This is a genomic window from Nostoc sp., from assembly GCF_036918015.1.
In the GTDB taxonomy this organism is placed as follows: Bacteria; Cyanobacteriota; Cyanobacteriia; order Cyanobacteriales; family Nostocaceae; genus Nostoc.
Genome location: NZ_JBALEO010000089.1, coordinates 74,946 through 92,232, shown reverse-complemented (window position 1 = coordinate 92,232; position 17,287 = coordinate 74,946). Strand labels below are relative to the sequence as shown.

The following is a 17,287-nucleotide window of genomic DNA, read 5'->3' as shown; positions in this document are numbered from 1 at the left end:
TTGAAAGATGATTATTGAGGATTGCCTTGTTGACGGCGTGATGGAGCATTTTGACGAAATTGCTCCATTTTTTGACGCTGTTCCGGGGTTAAGACTGCTTGAATCTGTTGTTTTTCAGACTCGCGGATTTGTCGCATTTGGTTTTTTTGTATTTCAGTCAGATTTAAGTCACCAAAACCACCCTTTCCTCGACGTTGGCCGGGTTGGCGTTGACCTTGACCTGTTTGCCCCTGAGCCTTACGCGCTTGCCACTCAGCCCGACGTGCTTGTTTCGCTGCCTCTAATTTTGCTTTTTGTTCTGGGGTCAAAACTGCTTCAAATTTGGCGCGGCTATCGCGGCGAATCGTCTGAATTTGGGTTTTTTGGGCATCTGTTAGACCCAACTCTTTCCAAGGGCCTCTTTCTTTTTGTGGAGTTTGTGCAAGTAACAGGGGTGAAGGAGAAGCTGTTTGAGCGTGAACAGCAAAGGAGGTTGCAGTTAAAGTGAGAGCGATAGCGGAAGCAACTAGCGATAATGCTTTGAGTTTCATTACTTGTGTGGTGGGTTTTTCCTGGTTGGATGCCACCATCATAAGAACTTATCTTCAACAGTTACATGAGGAGAAAGTCATGGTTATACCCATGACTAAAGTCATGATTGACAATAGATAGTTAAGAGTTAGAAGTTAGGAGTTAGGAGTTAGGAGTTAGGAGTTATAAATCTTGAAAATTTTGATTATGATGATTTTATAAGTCATTGTTTAGATTATTAACTAGCGATTCTGTTGTTTGAATTTACTTTTGATTTCTCCTTCAGCGAAAATTGTAAGCGGCGGAAGCCACTGCTCAAATCTTCGGAATTATTAACTTCTAATTCCTAACTCATAACTCATAACTCATAACTTATAACTGGAGCAACGCGACTCATGAGTCGTCCAATTGAAATTAAGAAACATCCTTTTCCGTCTCTGCTTTATCTGGAGTGGACATTACTGGCGATCACCGCATTGACAGCTGTTATACCACCTCCGTTACGGCGTTTCCGTCCCAAGCCTCCAGAACTATCAATTTGTGGTGCATTTCCAGACTTGTCAGTTTGTAGTATATTGCCAGATTTGTCAATTTATAGTCTGATTATTTTTGCGTTAATGGGCTTAAGATTACCCAGAAAAAATCAGACAACTAAGATAATATATACAGCTATTGAAATTTTATTAATTTTAATAGTTGGACTTTTTGGGGAAAGATTTGCTCGGCTTTTCCCTTTTCTCTATATAATTTTAGTGACTCGCAGTTGCCTAATTTTTCAGTTAAATGGGCGCTTATTCATTACAGCTTTGTCATTTGCCTTATTTTTAGTTACTACACAACTAAAATATCAGTTATTCAATTTTCAAGCATCGCCGCAGGCACAAGAGCGATATCGATTTTTGATTTTGAATTCGTCGCTAGTATTTGGCTTAAGTTTGGTTTTTGTGTTGTTGATGATGAATGCAGTTTTGTCTGAACGGCAAAGTCGAGAAAAGCTAGCTCTTGCTAACGACAAACTCCGTCAATATGCTATGCAAATTGAAAATCAAGCTACCTTAGAAGAACGTAACCGCATTGCTCGTGAAATTCATGATTCATTAGGACACTCTCTGACTGCTTTAAATCTGCAATTAGAAACTGCTTTAAAACTATGGCAATCTAACCCAGGTAAGGCTGAAACATTTCTCGCAACTGCAAAGGAATTGGGTTCAAAGGCGCTAAAAGATGTCCGTCAATCCGTTTCTACTATGCGTTCTAATCCTTTACAAGAACAATCTTTAGAAGATGCGATCGCTAGTCTTTCAGAAAATTTTCATCGCTTTAATGGGATATTACCAATATATCAAATCAACCTGGAATATTCTCTATCACCTGAAATCAATACTGCTATTTACCGGATTACTCAAGAATCTTTAACTAATATATCTAAATATGCGGATGCAACAGAGGTAAAATTGGAACTCACTACGACTAAAGGCAATTTGCGATTGATAATTCAGGATAATGGTAAAGGTTTTGATGTCGGGCAAAATACTACTGGTTTTGGACTTCATAGTATGCGCGATCGCACTTTAGCACTTGGGGGTAAGTTTAATATTAATAGCGCTCTTGGCTCTGGTTGCAAAATTACAGTTAATATTCCCTTAACATGGTTAACATAATGATTAAAGTATTGCTGGTAGATGACCAAAGTTTAATCCGTCAAGGATTAAGAGCATTATTAGAATTAGAACCAGATTTAGAAATAGTTGGAGAAGCAGAAAACGGCGAACAAGCAATTAATTTTGTTGCAGAATTTCAGCCAGATGTAATATTGCTCGATATCAGAATGCCGATTATGGATGGAGTTGCAGCCACAAAGGAGATTCAAAAACGTTTTGCCAAAACTAAAATTTTAGTCCTAACGACTTTTGATGATGATGAATATGTGTCAGCAGCTTTAAAGAATGGGGCTATGGGTTATTTATTGAAAGATACACCATCAGAAGAATTAGCTGTTGCTATTCGTGCCGTTCATAAAGGATATACTCACTTGGGCCCAGGTATAGTTAAAAAGCTGTTGACTCAATTTTCTCATGTTGCACCAACTCATTCACCGTCTTTACCATCTAGTTTAGCTGAACTTACTCCTAGAGAAAAAGAGGTTTTGCGCTTAATTGCTACAGGCGCTAGTAACCGAGAAATTGCTCACGGACTCTACATTTCTGAGGGGACAGTAAAAAATCATGTTACGAATATTTTAAACAGGTTGAATTTGCGCGATCGCACTCAAGCTGCAATTTGGGCAAATACATATTTATCCTATTTGAATGAGCCAAGTTAAATAATTCGTAATTCGTAATTCGTAATTCGTAATTTGTAATTTTAAGCTCTATAGCAATTCTATTTTAGTTTTGAGAATTGTAAACCGCAGATTCCCGACTTTAAATAAGTCAGGAATCTGAATTCAGTTTATTTAAATAACTCCAAGCATTCATTTTTTAAAACGCCTTTTGTGACTTTTATTTTCCTAAATGACTTATCGATTACCTCTTCGCAAGATATATTAATTTGTGATTGATTTACTGAAATTAAATCTTGAATTGAAGCACCATATACAATCTCTGATAAACCACTCCAAACACAAGCAGTTGCACACATCGGACAAGGTTCGCCAGTTGTATATATGCTATAACCTTCTAAAGAGGGGTTTTTCAGTTTAGCTGTTAAACTACGAATAGCATTGATTTCTGCATGGGCTGATGGATCGTTGTCTCTCCTCACAGTATTATGAGCTACGGCAACGACTTCGTTATCTTTAACAATCACTGCACCGTAGGGTGCATCACCTTCTTTTGCTTCTGCCAATGCTAAACGCATAAAAGATTCTGGGTTCATATAAGCTGAGGTTAACATAAGGATAATGGTTAATAATATCGTATTTCTAATGTTATAACTGGGAATTAAGATGTATTAATGGTCGAATATGTTACTGAGCAGACAAGAAACAGAATTTTACTTAGAAGACCTAGAAACACCAATAGGTAAAGCGATTAATTTAACCCTTGCCTCTTTGGTGCTAATATCATCAGGAATTTTTGTGGCAGAAACATATAATATTCCTGATGATATGCGGTTTCAGTTAAATGTCGCTGATACTGCGATCGTCATCATCTTCGCTGTGGAATATTTACTCCGCCTGTGGAGTGCGGAAAACAAAATTAAGTATATTTTTAGCTTTTATTCGATTATTGACTTAATGGCGATTCTGCCATTTTTTCTAGGTATGGTGGATATTAGCTTTATCCGCCTATTACGATGGTTTCGGATTTTACGATTAATTAGATTTATAGATAGAAAGTTTTTATTCGCTAGTATCAGCAGTGAAGATGGGATGATTTTCGCGCGAATATTATTTACATTGTTTGCAATTGTTTTTATTTATTCTGGCTTAATTTATCAAGTCGAGCATCCAGTTAATCCTGAAAATTACGGTACATTTTTGGATGCATTCTACTTCTCTGTTGTCACAATGACAACTGTAGGATTTGGTGATGTTATTCCAATTTCGGAATTAGGACGCTTGTTAACAGTATTGATGATTTTTACCGGAATCGCACTGATTCCTTGGCAAGTAGGAGATTTAATTAAGCGAGTGGTGAAAACTGCTAATCAGGTAGAAATAGTTTGTTCAGGTTGTGGTTTAGCTTTCCATGATGTAAATGCTGGGTTTTGTCAGAGGTGCGGGACTAAGTTACCTAGTCGTAGGATTGATTAAACATCTGGTGAAATTAAATATGTTGAGTGAGGTACAAGAACCCCACCCCCAACCCCCTCCCCGCAAGCGAGGAGGGGGCTAAAATGTACCTCATGTGATTAGGAAACGCTATATCATCCTTGGAGAGATGTAGCACTGCTACGTCTCTCCATTCTTTTTAACTCCTATAGGATATCTTCCTTGATGTTCAGTTTAGGGTTTAGGGTGTCGTCTGCGGTGGATTGGTGGAATTAGGAAATGGAAGAGTTGGTACAATTACAGGTACAGGTTTTGCTTTTTCGCCTTGCAGTTGAATTTGGGCTTGATTGCGGGCGTCTATTGCTTGTTGATAATTAGGCTTGTATTTTATTGCTCGATCGTAAGAAGCGATCGCATCTTGATATCGTTTTAAATTTAATAGAGCATTGCCTCTACTATACCAGCTTTCAGAATGGTCTACTTTATAACGAACTGCCTTATTATAAGACGCGATCGCATCTTCGTATTTCTGCAATATATATTGTGAATTCCCTAAATTATACCAGAGTTGATAGTTATTTTGCTTAAGCGTTGCTGCTTTATTATAAGCTTTTATTGCTTCTTCATAGCGTTTATTTTGATGCAGCGACCATCCCAAATTATACCATGCTTGATAGCTTCTCGGACTATATTTAATTACTTGATTAAAAGATTCAATCGCTTCTGGATAACGTTGTAAATTCAGCAAGATATTACCTCTAGACATCCAAGCTTGGTAATAATCTGGCTGATATTGCACCGATTTATCATAAGCTGCAAACGCATCTTGATAGCGTTTTAAATTGACTAGTGAATTCCCCAAATTATACCAAGCTTGTTCGTAGTCTGGTTTTAAATCGACGACTTTTTGATAGGCTGCGATCGCTTCTTCATATTGCCTAGAATTCTGCAAAGCTAATCCTTTTTTATACCAAGCTTCATAATTATCTGGTTTGAGTTCAATTGCCTTTTCATAAGATTTAATTGCTTGGTCATATTGGTTTAAATTACTGAAAGCTTCACCCTTAGCATTCCAGACTTCTGAGTTGTCATTCTTTAATTCTAAGGCTTTATCAAAAGAGGCGATCGCTTCTTGATATCGCTGTAAATTTCCCAATACAGTACCACGTCCAATCCAAGCATCTAAATAATCTGGCTGAATTTGAATTGCTTTATCATACGCCACTAATGCGTCTTTGTATTTTCGTAATTTATTTAGTGTTTTGCCTTGACCATTCCAACCTTTAGCATAATCTGGTCTAAGATTAACGGCTTTTTCATATACTTCGAGCGCGTCTTGATAACGTTGCAAATCAAAAAACGTATTTCCTTGTTTAGATAATTCTATAGCGTTATTTGAATTAATGTAACTCCAAATAAATATTGATGCTACTCCGCCAATAGCAAAGAAAAATATTGTTAGTAAAATTTTACCTAAAATACCTTTTTTTGGTTCAGGTTTGTTGATATTTTTGGGTGGAGAAGGAGGAGTTAACGCTATTGTCTGAACAGGTGGTTGTCTTAACTCTTTCAGCGCTTGTAATGCCACCGTTGCCGAAGGATAGCGTTGCCGAAAATCGTAGCAGACCATTCTATCTAAGAATTGAGCAAATTCTGGTGTTACTGTAGCCTTATCGTGCCAGATAATTTCATTAGTATCAGCATCTTTTACTATTTCCTCTGGTGATAATCCAGTGAGAGCTTGAATAGCAATTATTCCCGCAGCATAGATATCACTGCTTAATTTTGGCGTACCATGAGCTTGTTCGCCAGGAATATATCCAGGTGTACCTATAGCTACTGTTGCTAAAGTTTGACCTTGAGGAGTAATAACTTGAGTAGCAATTTGTTTAACTGCACCAAAATCAATTAAAATTAATTTGCCATCTGGTTGGCGTCTGAGGATATTGTGGGGATTGACATCACGATGAATTACATTCTGTTGATGGACAAATTCTAAGATTGCCAAAAGTTCTTGTAAAAGTGAAATGACTTCCTCTTGACTGAGGATTTTACCTGATGTTAATTCTTGGCTCAGGTTATGACCTTCGATCAATTCCTGTACAAGATAGAATTCGGCATTTTCCTCAAAGTAAGCTAAAAGTTGAGGAATGCGATCGTGAGTTCCTAATTTATACAGAACTTGTGCTTCCGTATCAAATAAACGTCTAGCTGTTTCCAAAGTTACCGGATCGCTTGCCTGGGGTTTGAGTTTCTTAACAACACATAGAGGTGAACCAGGTAATTGGGTATCACAAGCCACAAAAGTTTCACCAAAACCCCCACCTCCCAAGTTACTAATAATTTGGTATCTTCCTACAAGTGTGTTTCCTAGCATCTTGTTTGCCTAGTTAAGTGCGATGCGATCTGATTTCAATCTTGCCACACGTTAAGGAGGACTGACGGAGTGGGGGAGTGGGGAGCAGAGGGGCAGAGGGGCAGAGGGGCAGAGGAGCAGAGGAGCAGAGGAGTAGATAAGAATATTTTGTGTGTCTTAATTACGAATTACGAATTACGAATTACGAATTACGAATTAATATGATTCCTATTAGTGATAATATTCGGTGTCGAAACAAACCAATTATAAATTACTGGTTGATTGGCATTAACCTGGCTGTATTTTTATGGGAACTTCAACTAGAGTTTAGCGGTCAACTAGGCTATTTTGTAAATACTTGGGGTATGATTCCAGCGCAGATTAGTGGAGCAGTTACCAATGCTCTCTTTTTCAACTCTGCTGCTTGGATAGTTGTCATTTGGCGGGTATTTACCCTATTTTTTGGCATATTTCTGCACGGCAGTTTTAGTCAAATATTAGGAAATTTACTATTTTTGTGGGTTTTTGGAAAAACTGTAGAAAATCTTCTAGGACACGGACGCTATCTAGGATTTTATCTGGCTGCTGGCGTGATGACAGGGCTAATACAAATTCTGGCTGAACCGAGTTTGACAGTTCCATTGATTGGGAGCAATGGTGCGATCGCAGCTATTTTAGGAGCTTATGTTATAAAGTTTCCTAAAGCTAAAATTGATACTGTTTTGCCGCTAATAATCTTGTATATCCCTATCCAAATACCAGCCTTTTTCTATATATTTTGGTGGTTTGTACAACAATTATTTTATGGTATCGGTAGTTTAAATATTCCTCCTGTTGGCGTAAATCAATCGGGTGTTGTCTTCTTAGGGCAGGTTGTGGGATTATTATCTGGTGCAGCTTTCGTTCGATTGAAGAGATAACCTTTTTTATTTAACTATCTAGCTATTTTTTAGGGTGGGCACTATTAACTAACTGATGTCATAAAGCTCAATTTTGATATTAGTGGCAGTGCTTACCCTACATTTATCGAAACTCATATATACCTTTTGGCTGAAATTACTCAACTGTTTTTGCTTAAACATAAAGTAGATATTAAAAAAGTCAAATGATTAGTGTTATTGTTACTTAATTTTTATGTAACCTTTGATAGATTACATTTGATAGTTGAAAAAATCATAGATCAAAGTAGAGGACATCTACTCTTCAATTCGATATTGTGAAATATTAACGGTGTACAATATGCAAAAGCAAAATGTTAATAAAATTAACTTTCAACTCACTGATAAATTAGCAGTTTTACAGCAGCGGGTAGCTGAGTTAGAGCAATCAGAGAGATTTTATCAGCAAAGGCAAGCAGCACTTGAGGAAAAATTAACAGAACTAAAAAGAAAGCTGCCAGTAGAAGCAGAAAATTCTCATATTAAAGTTAAGGAAACATCTGTACATCTCATGCCAACAGAGGTAGCAGTAGTTTTAGAGCAACTCCAACAAGAAAGTGCGGCGCGTCAGCAGTTAGAAGCACTTCTCAGGGAGAGTGAAGAACGGCTGAGGCTAACTCTAGATGTATCTCAGATGGGTTTATGGGACTGGAATATTGTTACCAATCAAGTCATCTGGTCAGAAAATTATGAACTGCTTTTTGGTCTACTTCCAAGTAGTTTTGATAGCCCTTATGAGACGTTTAAGAAGTTCGTTCATCCTGAAGATAGCCAATCTGTAATGCAAGCGATCGCTCACGCTTTGGCACAAAAGACTGACTACCATGATGAATTTCGTATAGTTCGCTCAGACCAAAGTACACATTGGATTTCTGCCAACGGAAAATTTATCTATAACGCTCAAGGGCAAGCGGTGCGAATGATCGGCGTTTGTATGGAAACTACTGTGTGTAAGCAGGCAGTAGAAAGTACTCGCGAACTCACGACACAAGTCCAAGAACAGGCAAATATTTTAAATGCCATTCTCACCGCCTCAGTCGATCATATTTATATTTTTAATCACCAAGGTTGTTATCAGTATGTCAGCCGTGATGGAGCAACTATACTAGGTTTAAATCCCCAAGATATTATCGGCAAAACTTTGCCAGAACTGGATTTACCCCCAGACCTAATCACGCAGGTAGATAATCAACGACAAGCTGTGATGAACACTGGGCAGCCACTCAAAGATGAGTGTAGATATGTTACTCGTGATGGCGTACATTATTATGAATATATTCTCACACCATTACGAAATGTTGACCAAACTATTGAAGGCGTAATCGTTGTTTCTCGCGATATTACCGAACACAAACGGGCAGAAAAATCATTACGCGAAAGTGAAGCACGATTTCGGCGTTTGTTTGAATCTAACTTGATTGGGGTCGCTTTTTGGAATGTGCATGGCTTGGTGATTGATGCCAATGATGCCTTTCTGCAACTAGCTGGTTACACTCGTGATGAGTTTGCTACTTTAGGCAGAATTAATTGGAAAGAACTTACTCCTGTTGAGTATCAAGATTTAGACGATCGCGCCATTTTGGAGGTGCAAACCACTGGAGTTTCCAAAATTTATGAGAAAGAATATATCCACCGCAACGGCAAGCGAGTACCGATTGTTTTAGGGGTAGCTTTGCTGAATGATTCTCAAGAACATGGTGTTGCTTTTGTACTGGATATTACCGAGCGCAAATTGGCTGAACAAGAATGCGATCGCCTACTTGAGTGCGAAAAGGCAGCACGCCAACAAGCAGAAATCGCCAACAAAATTAAAGATGAATTTCTGGCGGTTCTCTCCCATGAACTGCGAACCCCACTCAACTCAATTCTGGGATGGTCAAAAATGCTGCGGACTCGCAAGTTTGATGAAAAAACTACTAACCACGCCTTAGAAACCATTGAACGCAATGCGAAGTTACAAACCCAGCTAATTGAAGATTTGTTGGATGTGTCGCGCATCCTCCAAGGAAAATTAAACTTGAATATCTGTCCAGTTAGCTTGGTAATGGTAGTTGAAGCAGCGCTAGAAACGGTAAAACTAGCAGCACAAGCCAAGTCAATTCAAATTCAGACCGTATTTGACACCAATTTGGGACAAGTGATGGGCGACCCAAATCGGCTGGAACAAGTTGTGTGGAACTTGCTTTCTAATGCGGTAAAATTTACACCAACAGGCGGACGGGTAGAAATTCGACTCATGGAAGCTGGTAATCAGGTTCAAATTCAGGTCAGCGATACAGGTAAGGGAATTAGCCTAGACTTTTTGCCTTATGTGTTCGATTACTTTCGCCAAGCTGATGGCACAACGACACGGACGTTTGGTGGACTAGGTTTAGGACTTGCGATCGTGCGTAAGGTTGTAGAAATGCATGGGGGAAATGTTCAAGCCGAAAGTCTTGGAGAAGGACTGGGTGCAACCTTCAGTGTCGAATTACCGCTTTTGGTTAGAAGCGAACAGGTTTGGGGTGAAGAGAATCAGTCTTCATATTCTGAGCCGGAATCCTCGCTGCTGGCAGACACTCAAGTTTTGGTAGTGGACGATGAACCAGATATCCGCGATTTAATTACCTTTATTTTGCAAGACTACGGCGTGCAAGTAACTGCCGTATCATCAGCACAAGAAGCATTACAAGCACTATCTGAGTCGATACCAGATGTTTTAATTAGCGATATTGGAATGCCCAAAACAGACGGTTATATGCTGATGCGCGAAGTGCGATCGCGATCGCCCCAACAAGGAGGAAACATACCAGCGATCGCTTTGACAGCCTATGCAGGGGAAATGAATCAGCAGCAAGCAATAGCCGCAGGATTTCAAATGCATATTTCCAAACCAGTAGATCCAGATGTATTGGTGAAAGCGATCGCCGATTTGATTCAGCCAAAATGATATAAATTAGTAATTCTCTTCGTCTTTTGAACAGTTGGCGAGCGCACTTCTGGAAAAACTTTGCGCTCTACTGATTTACCGTTATTTCATTGCCGAATCGTAAGAAATGCGATCGATGAAAACATTCCCAAAAAAGATTATTAATGGGCAAGTGTAAGGGGCGAAGGGTTGATTTTGCACTGCGAAATTTTTATTTTACACAATAGACCTCTTGCAAAAGTCCCTAATACCCCACCCCCAACCCCTCTAGGGTGTATACACAAGTCTGAAATAGCTGAAAAACCCAAGGTTTTACCCTACCCTAACCCTCCCCGATGCATTGGGGAGGGAAATAAATTTCTTGTTTCCCCCTTTAGAAGGGGGGATTAAGGGGGGTAATTTGACTTGTGTATACACCGTAGCCCCTTACCAAGGGGAGGGGAGCGTTTGCTTTACTCAAATGCGGGGTGGGGTTCTTTATTTTTGATTTATGCAAGAGGTCTAATATCATTTTTGGAGAAGTTAGTAAATCAATAAAGCGTACTCTGCAAAATTAGTTTCTAACGTGTCCCAATTTATAATCTTGGCGGCCACCCTAATAGGCGATTTTTTACGGATGAGGGAGCAAGCGTTACTGAGTGACACCTTTCGCAATCTTGCAAAAAATAGTATGCTCAATTTGTATCAAAAGCTCACACATTAACGTATTTTTTCAGAGCGAATGTAAATATGACCCAAACCTTCAGACAAGGGTATGCTGTTATTGTCGGAGTAGGTTACGATTTGCCTGTCACAATTGATGATGCTACTGCCGTTGCGAATCTACTACGCGATTCATCTCGTTGTGCCTATCCTACTGAGCAAGTACGTTTGCTAACTGGTGAAGAAGCAACTGCTACAAATATCTTATCTGCTTTAAGTTGGCTGGCTGATGTAACTGGAAAAGATGATACAGTTATCGTTTACTTTTCCGGTCACGGAATGGAAACACCAGATTATTATTTAATACCTTACGGATACAATCTGGAAAATTTGCAGGATACAGCGATTCCTGGGTCAATATTCACCGAACGTTTGCAAGCTATTCAGGCAAAGAAATTACTGGTACTCCTTGATTGCTGCCATGCTGGTGGACAAGCTGAAGCAAAGGGAGCAATCAAATCACCTTTACCACCATCAGCGATCGCGCAGTTAGGAAGTAGCAGTGGTCGAGTTATACTAGCTTCGTCACGCAAAGATGAAGTTTCTTGGACAGGCGATCCCTATAGTGAGTATACAGCAGCTTTGTTAGAAGGGCTAGCTGGCTATGGAGCATTTGAGCAAGACGGTTACTCGCGTGTATTGGATTTGGCAATGTGGGTAGGACGCAAAGTTCCAGAACGGACAAATGACAAACAACACCCCATTATTAAAGTTAGCATTTTAGAAGATAATTTTGCTTTAGCTTGGTATGCTGGGGGTGAAAAAAGACCTTATGCGTTACCAAATTGGACAGCTAATATTCCATCAATTACACCAGGGTTGGATACCGCTCAAGTGGTTACTTGGAAACGAATGTTAACTAATTATCGTCAAAATCTACAACTGATCGATGAGCGGATGAGTGAGTATATTGATTTCACTACTATTCCACTACAACTAGTGAAGAATCTACGCTCTACAGAAAGCAAGATTGCAGAGTTGGAACAAAAACTAGGAATGAGACTTTAAACATAATGCTAAAGTAATGACTCAAGAACAAATAAAATCTATTGAGAAACAGATAGCCGAAATTGAAGGTAATTTGCGTTTAATTAATGAAAATGAATCCGAATATCCAGAAAAAGAAAAAATTCCATTAAGTTTAACAAAAAATAAACGCCAATTTGAAAAAGACTTGCAAAAGCTACGTGACGATCTTGCACGGCTTATAACTGTTGCGCCTAGTTCAGTAGCCTTACCTAAGCATCTTTATGTACTAACTGATTACCTTAATCGGAGCGGACAAGAGTCCGCGCTTAGTGGTGCAATAAATAATCTTGATCAAAGAATAAATCAGCCACTACTTTGTATTTTTCATGGTGATGAATATCAATGTCACGATGAATTTTATACACGTTTAAAAGTAACTTTTCTTCCTGAATTGCTTGATATTCAGGATTCTGAAAAAACCAGCATTAAATGGTATTATCCAAGCTTTCCTATAAATTTTAAAGATAGAGATAATTTTGATTATATGCTTCAACAAGATATAGCTAAAAAGATAAATCAAGCTCGTCGAAATGTATCCAATAAAATAATCAATGATTGTTTAGCTAAATATCCCGGGCCAGTCATATTATATATACATCTTTTAGCTGATGATTTACCGAAATCTAGTTTTAAATCCACTCTTGAGAGTTTTATAGACTTTTGGGATAAATGGCCTTCTCTTGCTGAAAAACAGCAATTAATCGTGTTTTTATCTATTAAATATTATCAGAGAAAAAGGCGTTTAATTGATTTTTCATTCGATAGAAATGATATTTCAATGATTATTGAAAACCATTTATCTACTCAATTATCTAGTTGTAAGAGATTGATTGGCATAGTTTTGCCAAAACTTGACGGAATTACTAGACATGAAGTAGAAGACTGGGCACGTGTTCAGTGCAGAAACCATTTCTTGGAACAAGTCGATTTCAACGAATATATTAAGTCGAAAATTCGAGAAATTTTTGAGCAGTACAAATCAAATGATTCACCTAAAAGAATTCCTATGGAGAGTTTAGCTTCTCAATTGAGAAGTATTTTGGGTGAATACATTAGAAGGAGCAAAAGCACATGAAGTTTCCCTTTTATCATAGTGATGGCAGAAAGCGAAGTGATGTATCGGCAACTTTGCCTGTATCACGGCGTTCCCAGATAATGAACCCAAAAAACTATATTGCAGATCCTGGACTGGTTGATGCTTGTAATATTGCTCTGCTTCTGGGACAGCCCCTCTTAGTGACCGGAGAACCAGGTACTGGTAAAACCCAGTTTGCCTATAGCGTCGCTTGGGAACTTGGTTTTGAAAAACCACTCAAATTTGAAACTAAATCTACAAGTACTGCCCGTGATCTATTTTATACTTATGATACTTTGAGACAATTTCAAGATGTACAGAATGGTATAAAAGATAGAAGCTCTCTCAACTATTTGACATATCATGCTTTGGGTAAAGCAATTTTGCTGACTAAAGAAAAGTCAGAGGTTGCGAAACTGCTTCCACCAGATTTTGAGCATCCTGGTAAAAGACGCTCCGTAGTTCTCATTGACGAAGTAGATAAAGCACCCCGCGACTTCTCTAACGATATTCTCAACGAATTGGAACACCTGTATTTTCGAGTACCAGAACTAGGTAACGTCGCAATTGAAACTAATCCCGAATTACAGCCTATTATTATTATTACCAGTAATTCTGAGAAAGACCTTCCAGATGCCTTTTTACGGCGTTGCATCTATTACAACGTCCCCTTTCCAGAGAAGGATCGTTTACGAGAAATTGTTACTAATCGATTAGGTTTAGACTCTCACAGTAGCAATGATTTTCTTACCACGGCATTGGATCTGTTTTACACACTACGACACCCATCAAGTGGCTTACGCAAGAAACCAACAACTGCTGAACTTTTGGGTTGGATGATAGCATTGCGAGAAATACCTCCCCGGGAGGATGCAGAGAATCCACTTAAAAACCCTGCCAAGGATGCAAAGAATCCACTTACAAACCCTGAGTTAGCTCTACAAACACTTAGTAATTTGATCAAAAGAGCAGAAGATCAAGACAAGGCTCAGATCATAGTTAAAACATGGATAAGCAACCGCAAGAAGTAAATCTAGATCGGCTAAATTTAGAAAACCTAATCGAGTTCATCGATGAGCTACGAGAGGCAGACTATCAAATCGGTACATCGCAGTATATTGCCGTCCAAAATCTGATACTTACGCTTATTGCTCAAGGAGATAATTTAGATCGTCCTCAGAGATTTAAAACTCTTCTTAGTCCATTGCTTTGCCACTCACCTACTGAACAAGAAGATTTCTATCAACGATTTGACCAATGGCTGAAACGCATGGGTTTTATCGTGAACAATGCTGTACCAATAGACAACAAGGCAAAGAAACTACGGCAGGAGTTGCGGAAACTTAAAAACCAGGAGCGGAAATGGTGGTGGTTTGCGATAATTGCTCTTCTTGCGTTTGTAGGTGTGCTTTTTGTCAGAGCAATGCCGTTCCAGCCTAAACTTCTAATAGCTAAACCTTCAATATTTCAAACTAGCAAACCTACACCTCTTCAGCCTAAACCTTCAATACCTCAAACTAGCAAACCTACACCTCTTCAGCCTAAACCTTCAATACCTCAAACTAGCAAACCTACACCTCTTCAGCCTAAACCTTCAATACTTCAAACTAGCAAACCTACAGATAAAAGCCAGGTTACGCAATGGCAACTCATAGTGTTAGTAGTGCTTCTACCAGTTTTTATCTTTTTCGTTTGGCAACGTTGGTGGTCTTTTCAAGCGTATCGATTTCTAGCGCGTCATTCGACCAATCAACAGCCTGAATTAGAGGAAGTGTCTATTGCTGGTTTGGATGAGGAATTGTTTCCCAAAGTTTTGTTTTTACATATCGCTCAAGATTTTAGACGACGTATCCCAATTTCATCCCACGAACTCAATGTAAAAAAAACGGTAGAAAAGAGTGTGCAGTTAGGAGGTTACTTCACTCCAGTATATAGTTATCGTCAGCTTCTCCCTGAATATCTGGTGCTAATTGATCGCACTAATTACAATGACCACCAGGCGAGATTTGCTAAGGAAATAATTGACAGGTTAAGCCAAAATCAGGTTTCTCTCATAGGCTACTACTTTGATAGCGATCCACGCGTCTGCTTTCCAATGACAGGTAAAGGGATTCCCCTCACCCTGTACGAAATTGCCAGAAAATACAGTCACTATCGCCTGATTCTATTCACAGATGCTGAAGGGTTGTTTAGTTCCCGTACTGGTGAACTGGAATCTTGGAACCATCTGTTTACAAAATGGAGCGATCGCGCTATTTTAACTCCAAAACCCTCAGAACACTGGGGATATCAAGAATTGGAATTATCCCGGCAGTTCGCTGTTCTACCCGCTACATCTGAGGGGTTGATAAATTTGGTACATAGTACTAAATATGAAGAATTGCCTTATACACCTTCAGAGAAATTTAGGGCACCTTTTCCAGAAATATTGAGAGTGCGATCGCGTCGTTGGATTGAACGAGATCCTCCAGAATCATTGCTAATTGATGAGGTTTTAAAATCTCTCCAAGGCTATTTAGGTAAAGCTGGTTATCGCTGGTTGAGTGCTTGTGCTATCTTTCCACAAATGCATTGGAATCTCACGCTCTACTTGGGCTATAACCTCAGCACAAAAGATGAATCTACCTTGCTCCAAGATTCTCAGATCACTGATCTAGCTCGCTTGCCGTGGTTCCGGGATGGTTATATGCCTGACTGGTTGCGGTTACGTTTGATTTCCGAAATTCCCCCTCCAGAGGAAAAAAAGATCCGTTTAGCAATTGAAGCGTTGTTAGTGACTGCTGTTCAAGGCTCTGTTGGATTTCTGCAATTAGAAATTGCCAAGAAGAACGTTTACATGCTTGCCATGTTGGCTCAACCGCTGCTTCGTTTGCTGGCTAAGAAAGCACCTGAAGATAGTCTTTTGAAAGACTACATTTTTCAGGAATTCATGGCTGGTAGACAAAAGAAGCTAGCAGTTCGGATGCGAAAAGCTTCGCGGAATGTACCCTCTTCCAAAAGAACACAATGGCGGCTTTGGCTTCAATGGTTCTTAGTCACTACCTTAAGTCAAGCTTTCGGTTGGGGTGTAGGGTGGTTGGGTGAGTCAATTATTATGCTGACTCTATCATTAGCTTTTAGTGGAGTTATAGCGGGAGTTATACAGCTGTACATCTTGATCTTGTATGTACCAGAGTATGTGGCTAAGAGCAGTCGCTGGATATTAGCTAGCTGGATACTGACCAACTCAATCTCAAGGATTGGCTTATTATTTGCCGTAATTGTAGCTTTCGTAAAAGTCGGAACCTTCGCTGGAGAAGGATCTGTAGCCTTAGCCTTAACTATAACTGGAGCCGTGGTCTTAGCTTTAGGGGTAGCCTTTGCTGGATCTGGTGCCGTAGCCTTTGGCGCAGTCATAGCCGCAGTCTTAGCCATAGTCTTAGGCTTAGTTGGAGCCTTAAATTTAGCCTTAATCGTAGCTGTAGCTGGAGTTATAGCTATAGCCGGAGTAATAGTCTTAGCCATAACCGGACCCATAGCCAAAGCCATAGCCCAAGCCTTAAATATAGCTCAAGCTCAAGCCGAAGCCTTAGATATAGTCTTAGCTAAAGCCGAAGCCTTAGCTGGAGCCGGAATCTTAACCGGAGCCGGAATCTTAGCTTTAGCTGGAATCTTATCTGGAGACAGAATCGGAATCTTAGCCGGAGTCATAATCTTAGCTGGAGTTAAAATAATTCAATCGCTGATCTTAGATGGAATCTTAAACGAGACTGTATCGTTGTATACGGTATGGACGTTATCGGGCATCTTCGGTGATGCTGTTAGCTGTCTAGCTATCCCAGTAGCCTATGGAGTTACAAACTTCATAGAAAATTATGTAAGTACTTCCGTGGCAAAAATCGCTTTCGGGGCTACTCTGGGAACTGGTTCGGGGATTGTATCAGGAGCAATTACAGGCACTGCATTGTTTTGGCTATTGCGACAACGTCAGTAGACCGAAAAGTTGTGTATTATATCCAAACGAGAACCGCTACATAACACTACTAAAGGTACTAGTTATCCCTTTGAAAATCGC

General features: G+C 39.4%; 12 protein-coding genes. 9 read left to right on the top strand and 3 right to left on the bottom strand.

The features are described from left to right. Window positions 1–11: 11 nt before the first annotated feature. Window positions 12–530 (bottom strand): Spy/CpxP family protein refolding chaperone, encoded by a 519-nt coding sequence (locus tag V7K61_RS27195; protein WP_335058365.1) that lies wholly within the window; start codon window positions 528–530, stop codon window positions 12–14. Window positions 531–905: 375 nt separating this feature from the next. On the opposite strand from V7K61_RS27195, the gene V7K61_RS27190 reads away from it, so the two are divergent. Continuing rightward, a complete protein-coding gene (locus tag V7K61_RS27190) occupies window positions 906–2,171 on the top strand; it encodes a sensor histidine kinase (protein ID WP_335058259.1) in 1,266 nt (421 codons plus the stop codon). After that, on the top strand, window positions 2,171–2,833 hold the full coding sequence (locus V7K61_RS27185; RefSeq protein WP_335058363.1) for a response regulator transcription factor: 663 nt from the start codon (window positions 2,171–2,173) through the stop codon (window positions 2,831–2,833). Before V7K61_RS27190 ends, V7K61_RS27185 begins: the two co-directional genes overlap by 1 nt. A gap of 128 nt (window positions 2,834–2,961) precedes the next feature. Here the strand turns inward: V7K61_RS27185 and V7K61_RS27180 are convergent, their stop codons facing one another. Continuing rightward, the gene (locus tag V7K61_RS27180; RefSeq protein WP_335058257.1) at window positions 2,962–3,387 is read right to left on the bottom strand and encodes a nucleoside deaminase; all 426 of its coding nucleotides are present in this window, start codon (window positions 3,385–3,387) and stop codon (window positions 2,962–2,964) included. 88 nt (window positions 3,388–3,475) lie between these two features. Between V7K61_RS27180 and V7K61_RS27175 the strand changes: the two genes are divergently transcribed. Next, complete coding sequence (locus V7K61_RS27175) at window positions 3,476–4,267, top strand: ion transporter (RefSeq protein ID WP_335058255.1); 792 nt, start codon at window positions 3,476–3,478, stop codon at window positions 4,265–4,267. A 199-nt stretch (window positions 4,268–4,466) separates the two neighbouring features. Here the strand turns inward: V7K61_RS27175 and V7K61_RS27170 are convergent, their stop codons facing one another. Continuing rightward, window positions 4,467–6,602, bottom strand: coding sequence for a tetratricopeptide repeat protein (locus tag V7K61_RS27170; RefSeq protein WP_335058253.1), 2,136 nt, complete (start codon window positions 6,600–6,602; stop codon window positions 4,467–4,469). Between the two features lie 200 nt (window positions 6,603–6,802). On the opposite strand from V7K61_RS27170, the gene V7K61_RS27165 reads away from it, so the two are divergent. The 6 genes from V7K61_RS27165 to V7K61_RS27140 all read left to right on the top strand — a co-directional run bounded on the left by V7K61_RS27165 (window position 6,803) and on the right by V7K61_RS27140 (window position 17,206). Continuing rightward, window positions 6,803–7,501: a rhomboid family intramembrane serine protease gene (locus V7K61_RS27165; RefSeq protein WP_335058251.1), complete on the top strand. Its 699-nt coding sequence runs from the start codon at window positions 6,803–6,805 to the stop codon at window positions 7,499–7,501. Window positions 7,502–7,820: 319 nt separating this feature from the next. Further along, window positions 7,821–10,448: a PAS domain-containing hybrid sensor histidine kinase/response regulator gene (locus tag V7K61_RS27160; protein WP_335058249.1), complete on the top strand. Its 2,628-nt coding sequence runs from the start codon at window positions 7,821–7,823 to the stop codon at window positions 10,446–10,448. Between the two features lie 708 nt (window positions 10,449–11,156). After that, window positions 11,157–12,137, top strand: coding sequence for a caspase family protein (locus tag V7K61_RS27155; protein ID WP_335058247.1), 981 nt, complete (start codon window positions 11,157–11,159; stop codon window positions 12,135–12,137). Between the two features lie 16 nt (window positions 12,138–12,153). Further along, window positions 12,154–13,233 (top strand): hypothetical protein, encoded by a 1,080-nt coding sequence (locus V7K61_RS27150; protein WP_335058245.1) that lies wholly within the window; start codon window positions 12,154–12,156, stop codon window positions 13,231–13,233. Next, window positions 13,230–14,264 carry an AAA family ATPase gene (locus tag V7K61_RS27145; protein WP_335058243.1) on the top strand — a complete coding sequence of 345 codons (1,035 nt, stop codon included), beginning with the start codon at window positions 13,230–13,232 and terminating at the stop codon, window positions 14,262–14,264. Before V7K61_RS27150 ends, V7K61_RS27145 begins: the two co-directional genes overlap by 4 nt. Continuing rightward, entirely contained in the window at window positions 14,240–17,206 is a 2,967-nt protein-coding gene (locus tag V7K61_RS27140) for a hypothetical protein (protein ID WP_335058241.1), read from the top strand. The genes V7K61_RS27145 and V7K61_RS27140 overlap by 25 nt, the downstream gene beginning before the upstream one ends. Window positions 17,207–17,287 lie beyond the last annotated feature (81 nt).

What these genes read in the sequence shown, in the direction of transcription:
- V7K61_RS27195 (WP_335058365.1), bottom strand. Translation starts at nt 530, where the DNA reads ATGAAACTCAAAGCATTATCGCTAGTTGCTTCCGCTATCGCTCTCACT.
- V7K61_RS27190 (WP_335058259.1), top strand. Translation starts at nt 906, where the DNA reads ATGAGTCGTCCAATTGAAATTAAGAAACATCCTTTTCCGTCTCTGCTT.
- V7K61_RS27185 (WP_335058363.1), top strand. Translation starts at nt 2,171, where the DNA reads ATGATTAAAGTATTGCTGGTAGATGACCAAAGTTTAATCCGTCAAGGA.
- V7K61_RS27180 (WP_335058257.1), bottom strand. Translation starts at nt 3,387, where the DNA reads ATGAACCCAGAATCTTTTATGCGTTTAGCATTGGCAGAAGCAAAAGAA.
- V7K61_RS27175 (WP_335058255.1), top strand. Translation starts at nt 3,476, where the DNA reads ATGTTACTGAGCAGACAAGAAACAGAATTTTACTTAGAAGACCTAGAA.
- V7K61_RS27170 (WP_335058253.1), bottom strand. Translation starts at nt 6,602, where the DNA reads ATGCTAGGAAACACACTTGTAGGAAGATACCAAATTATTAGTAACTTG.
- V7K61_RS27165 (WP_335058251.1), top strand. Translation starts at nt 6,803, where the DNA reads ATGATTCCTATTAGTGATAATATTCGGTGTCGAAACAAACCAATTATA.
- V7K61_RS27160 (WP_335058249.1), top strand. Translation starts at nt 7,821, where the DNA reads ATGCAAAAGCAAAATGTTAATAAAATTAACTTTCAACTCACTGATAAA.
- V7K61_RS27155 (WP_335058247.1), top strand. Translation starts at nt 11,157, where the DNA reads ATGACCCAAACCTTCAGACAAGGGTATGCTGTTATTGTCGGAGTAGGT.
- V7K61_RS27150 (WP_335058245.1), top strand. Translation starts at nt 12,154, where the DNA reads ATGACTCAAGAACAAATAAAATCTATTGAGAAACAGATAGCCGAAATT.
- V7K61_RS27145 (WP_335058243.1), top strand. Translation starts at nt 13,230, where the DNA reads ATGAAGTTTCCCTTTTATCATAGTGATGGCAGAAAGCGAAGTGATGTA.
- V7K61_RS27140 (WP_335058241.1), top strand. Translation starts at nt 14,240, where the DNA reads ATGGATAAGCAACCGCAAGAAGTAAATCTAGATCGGCTAAATTTAGAA.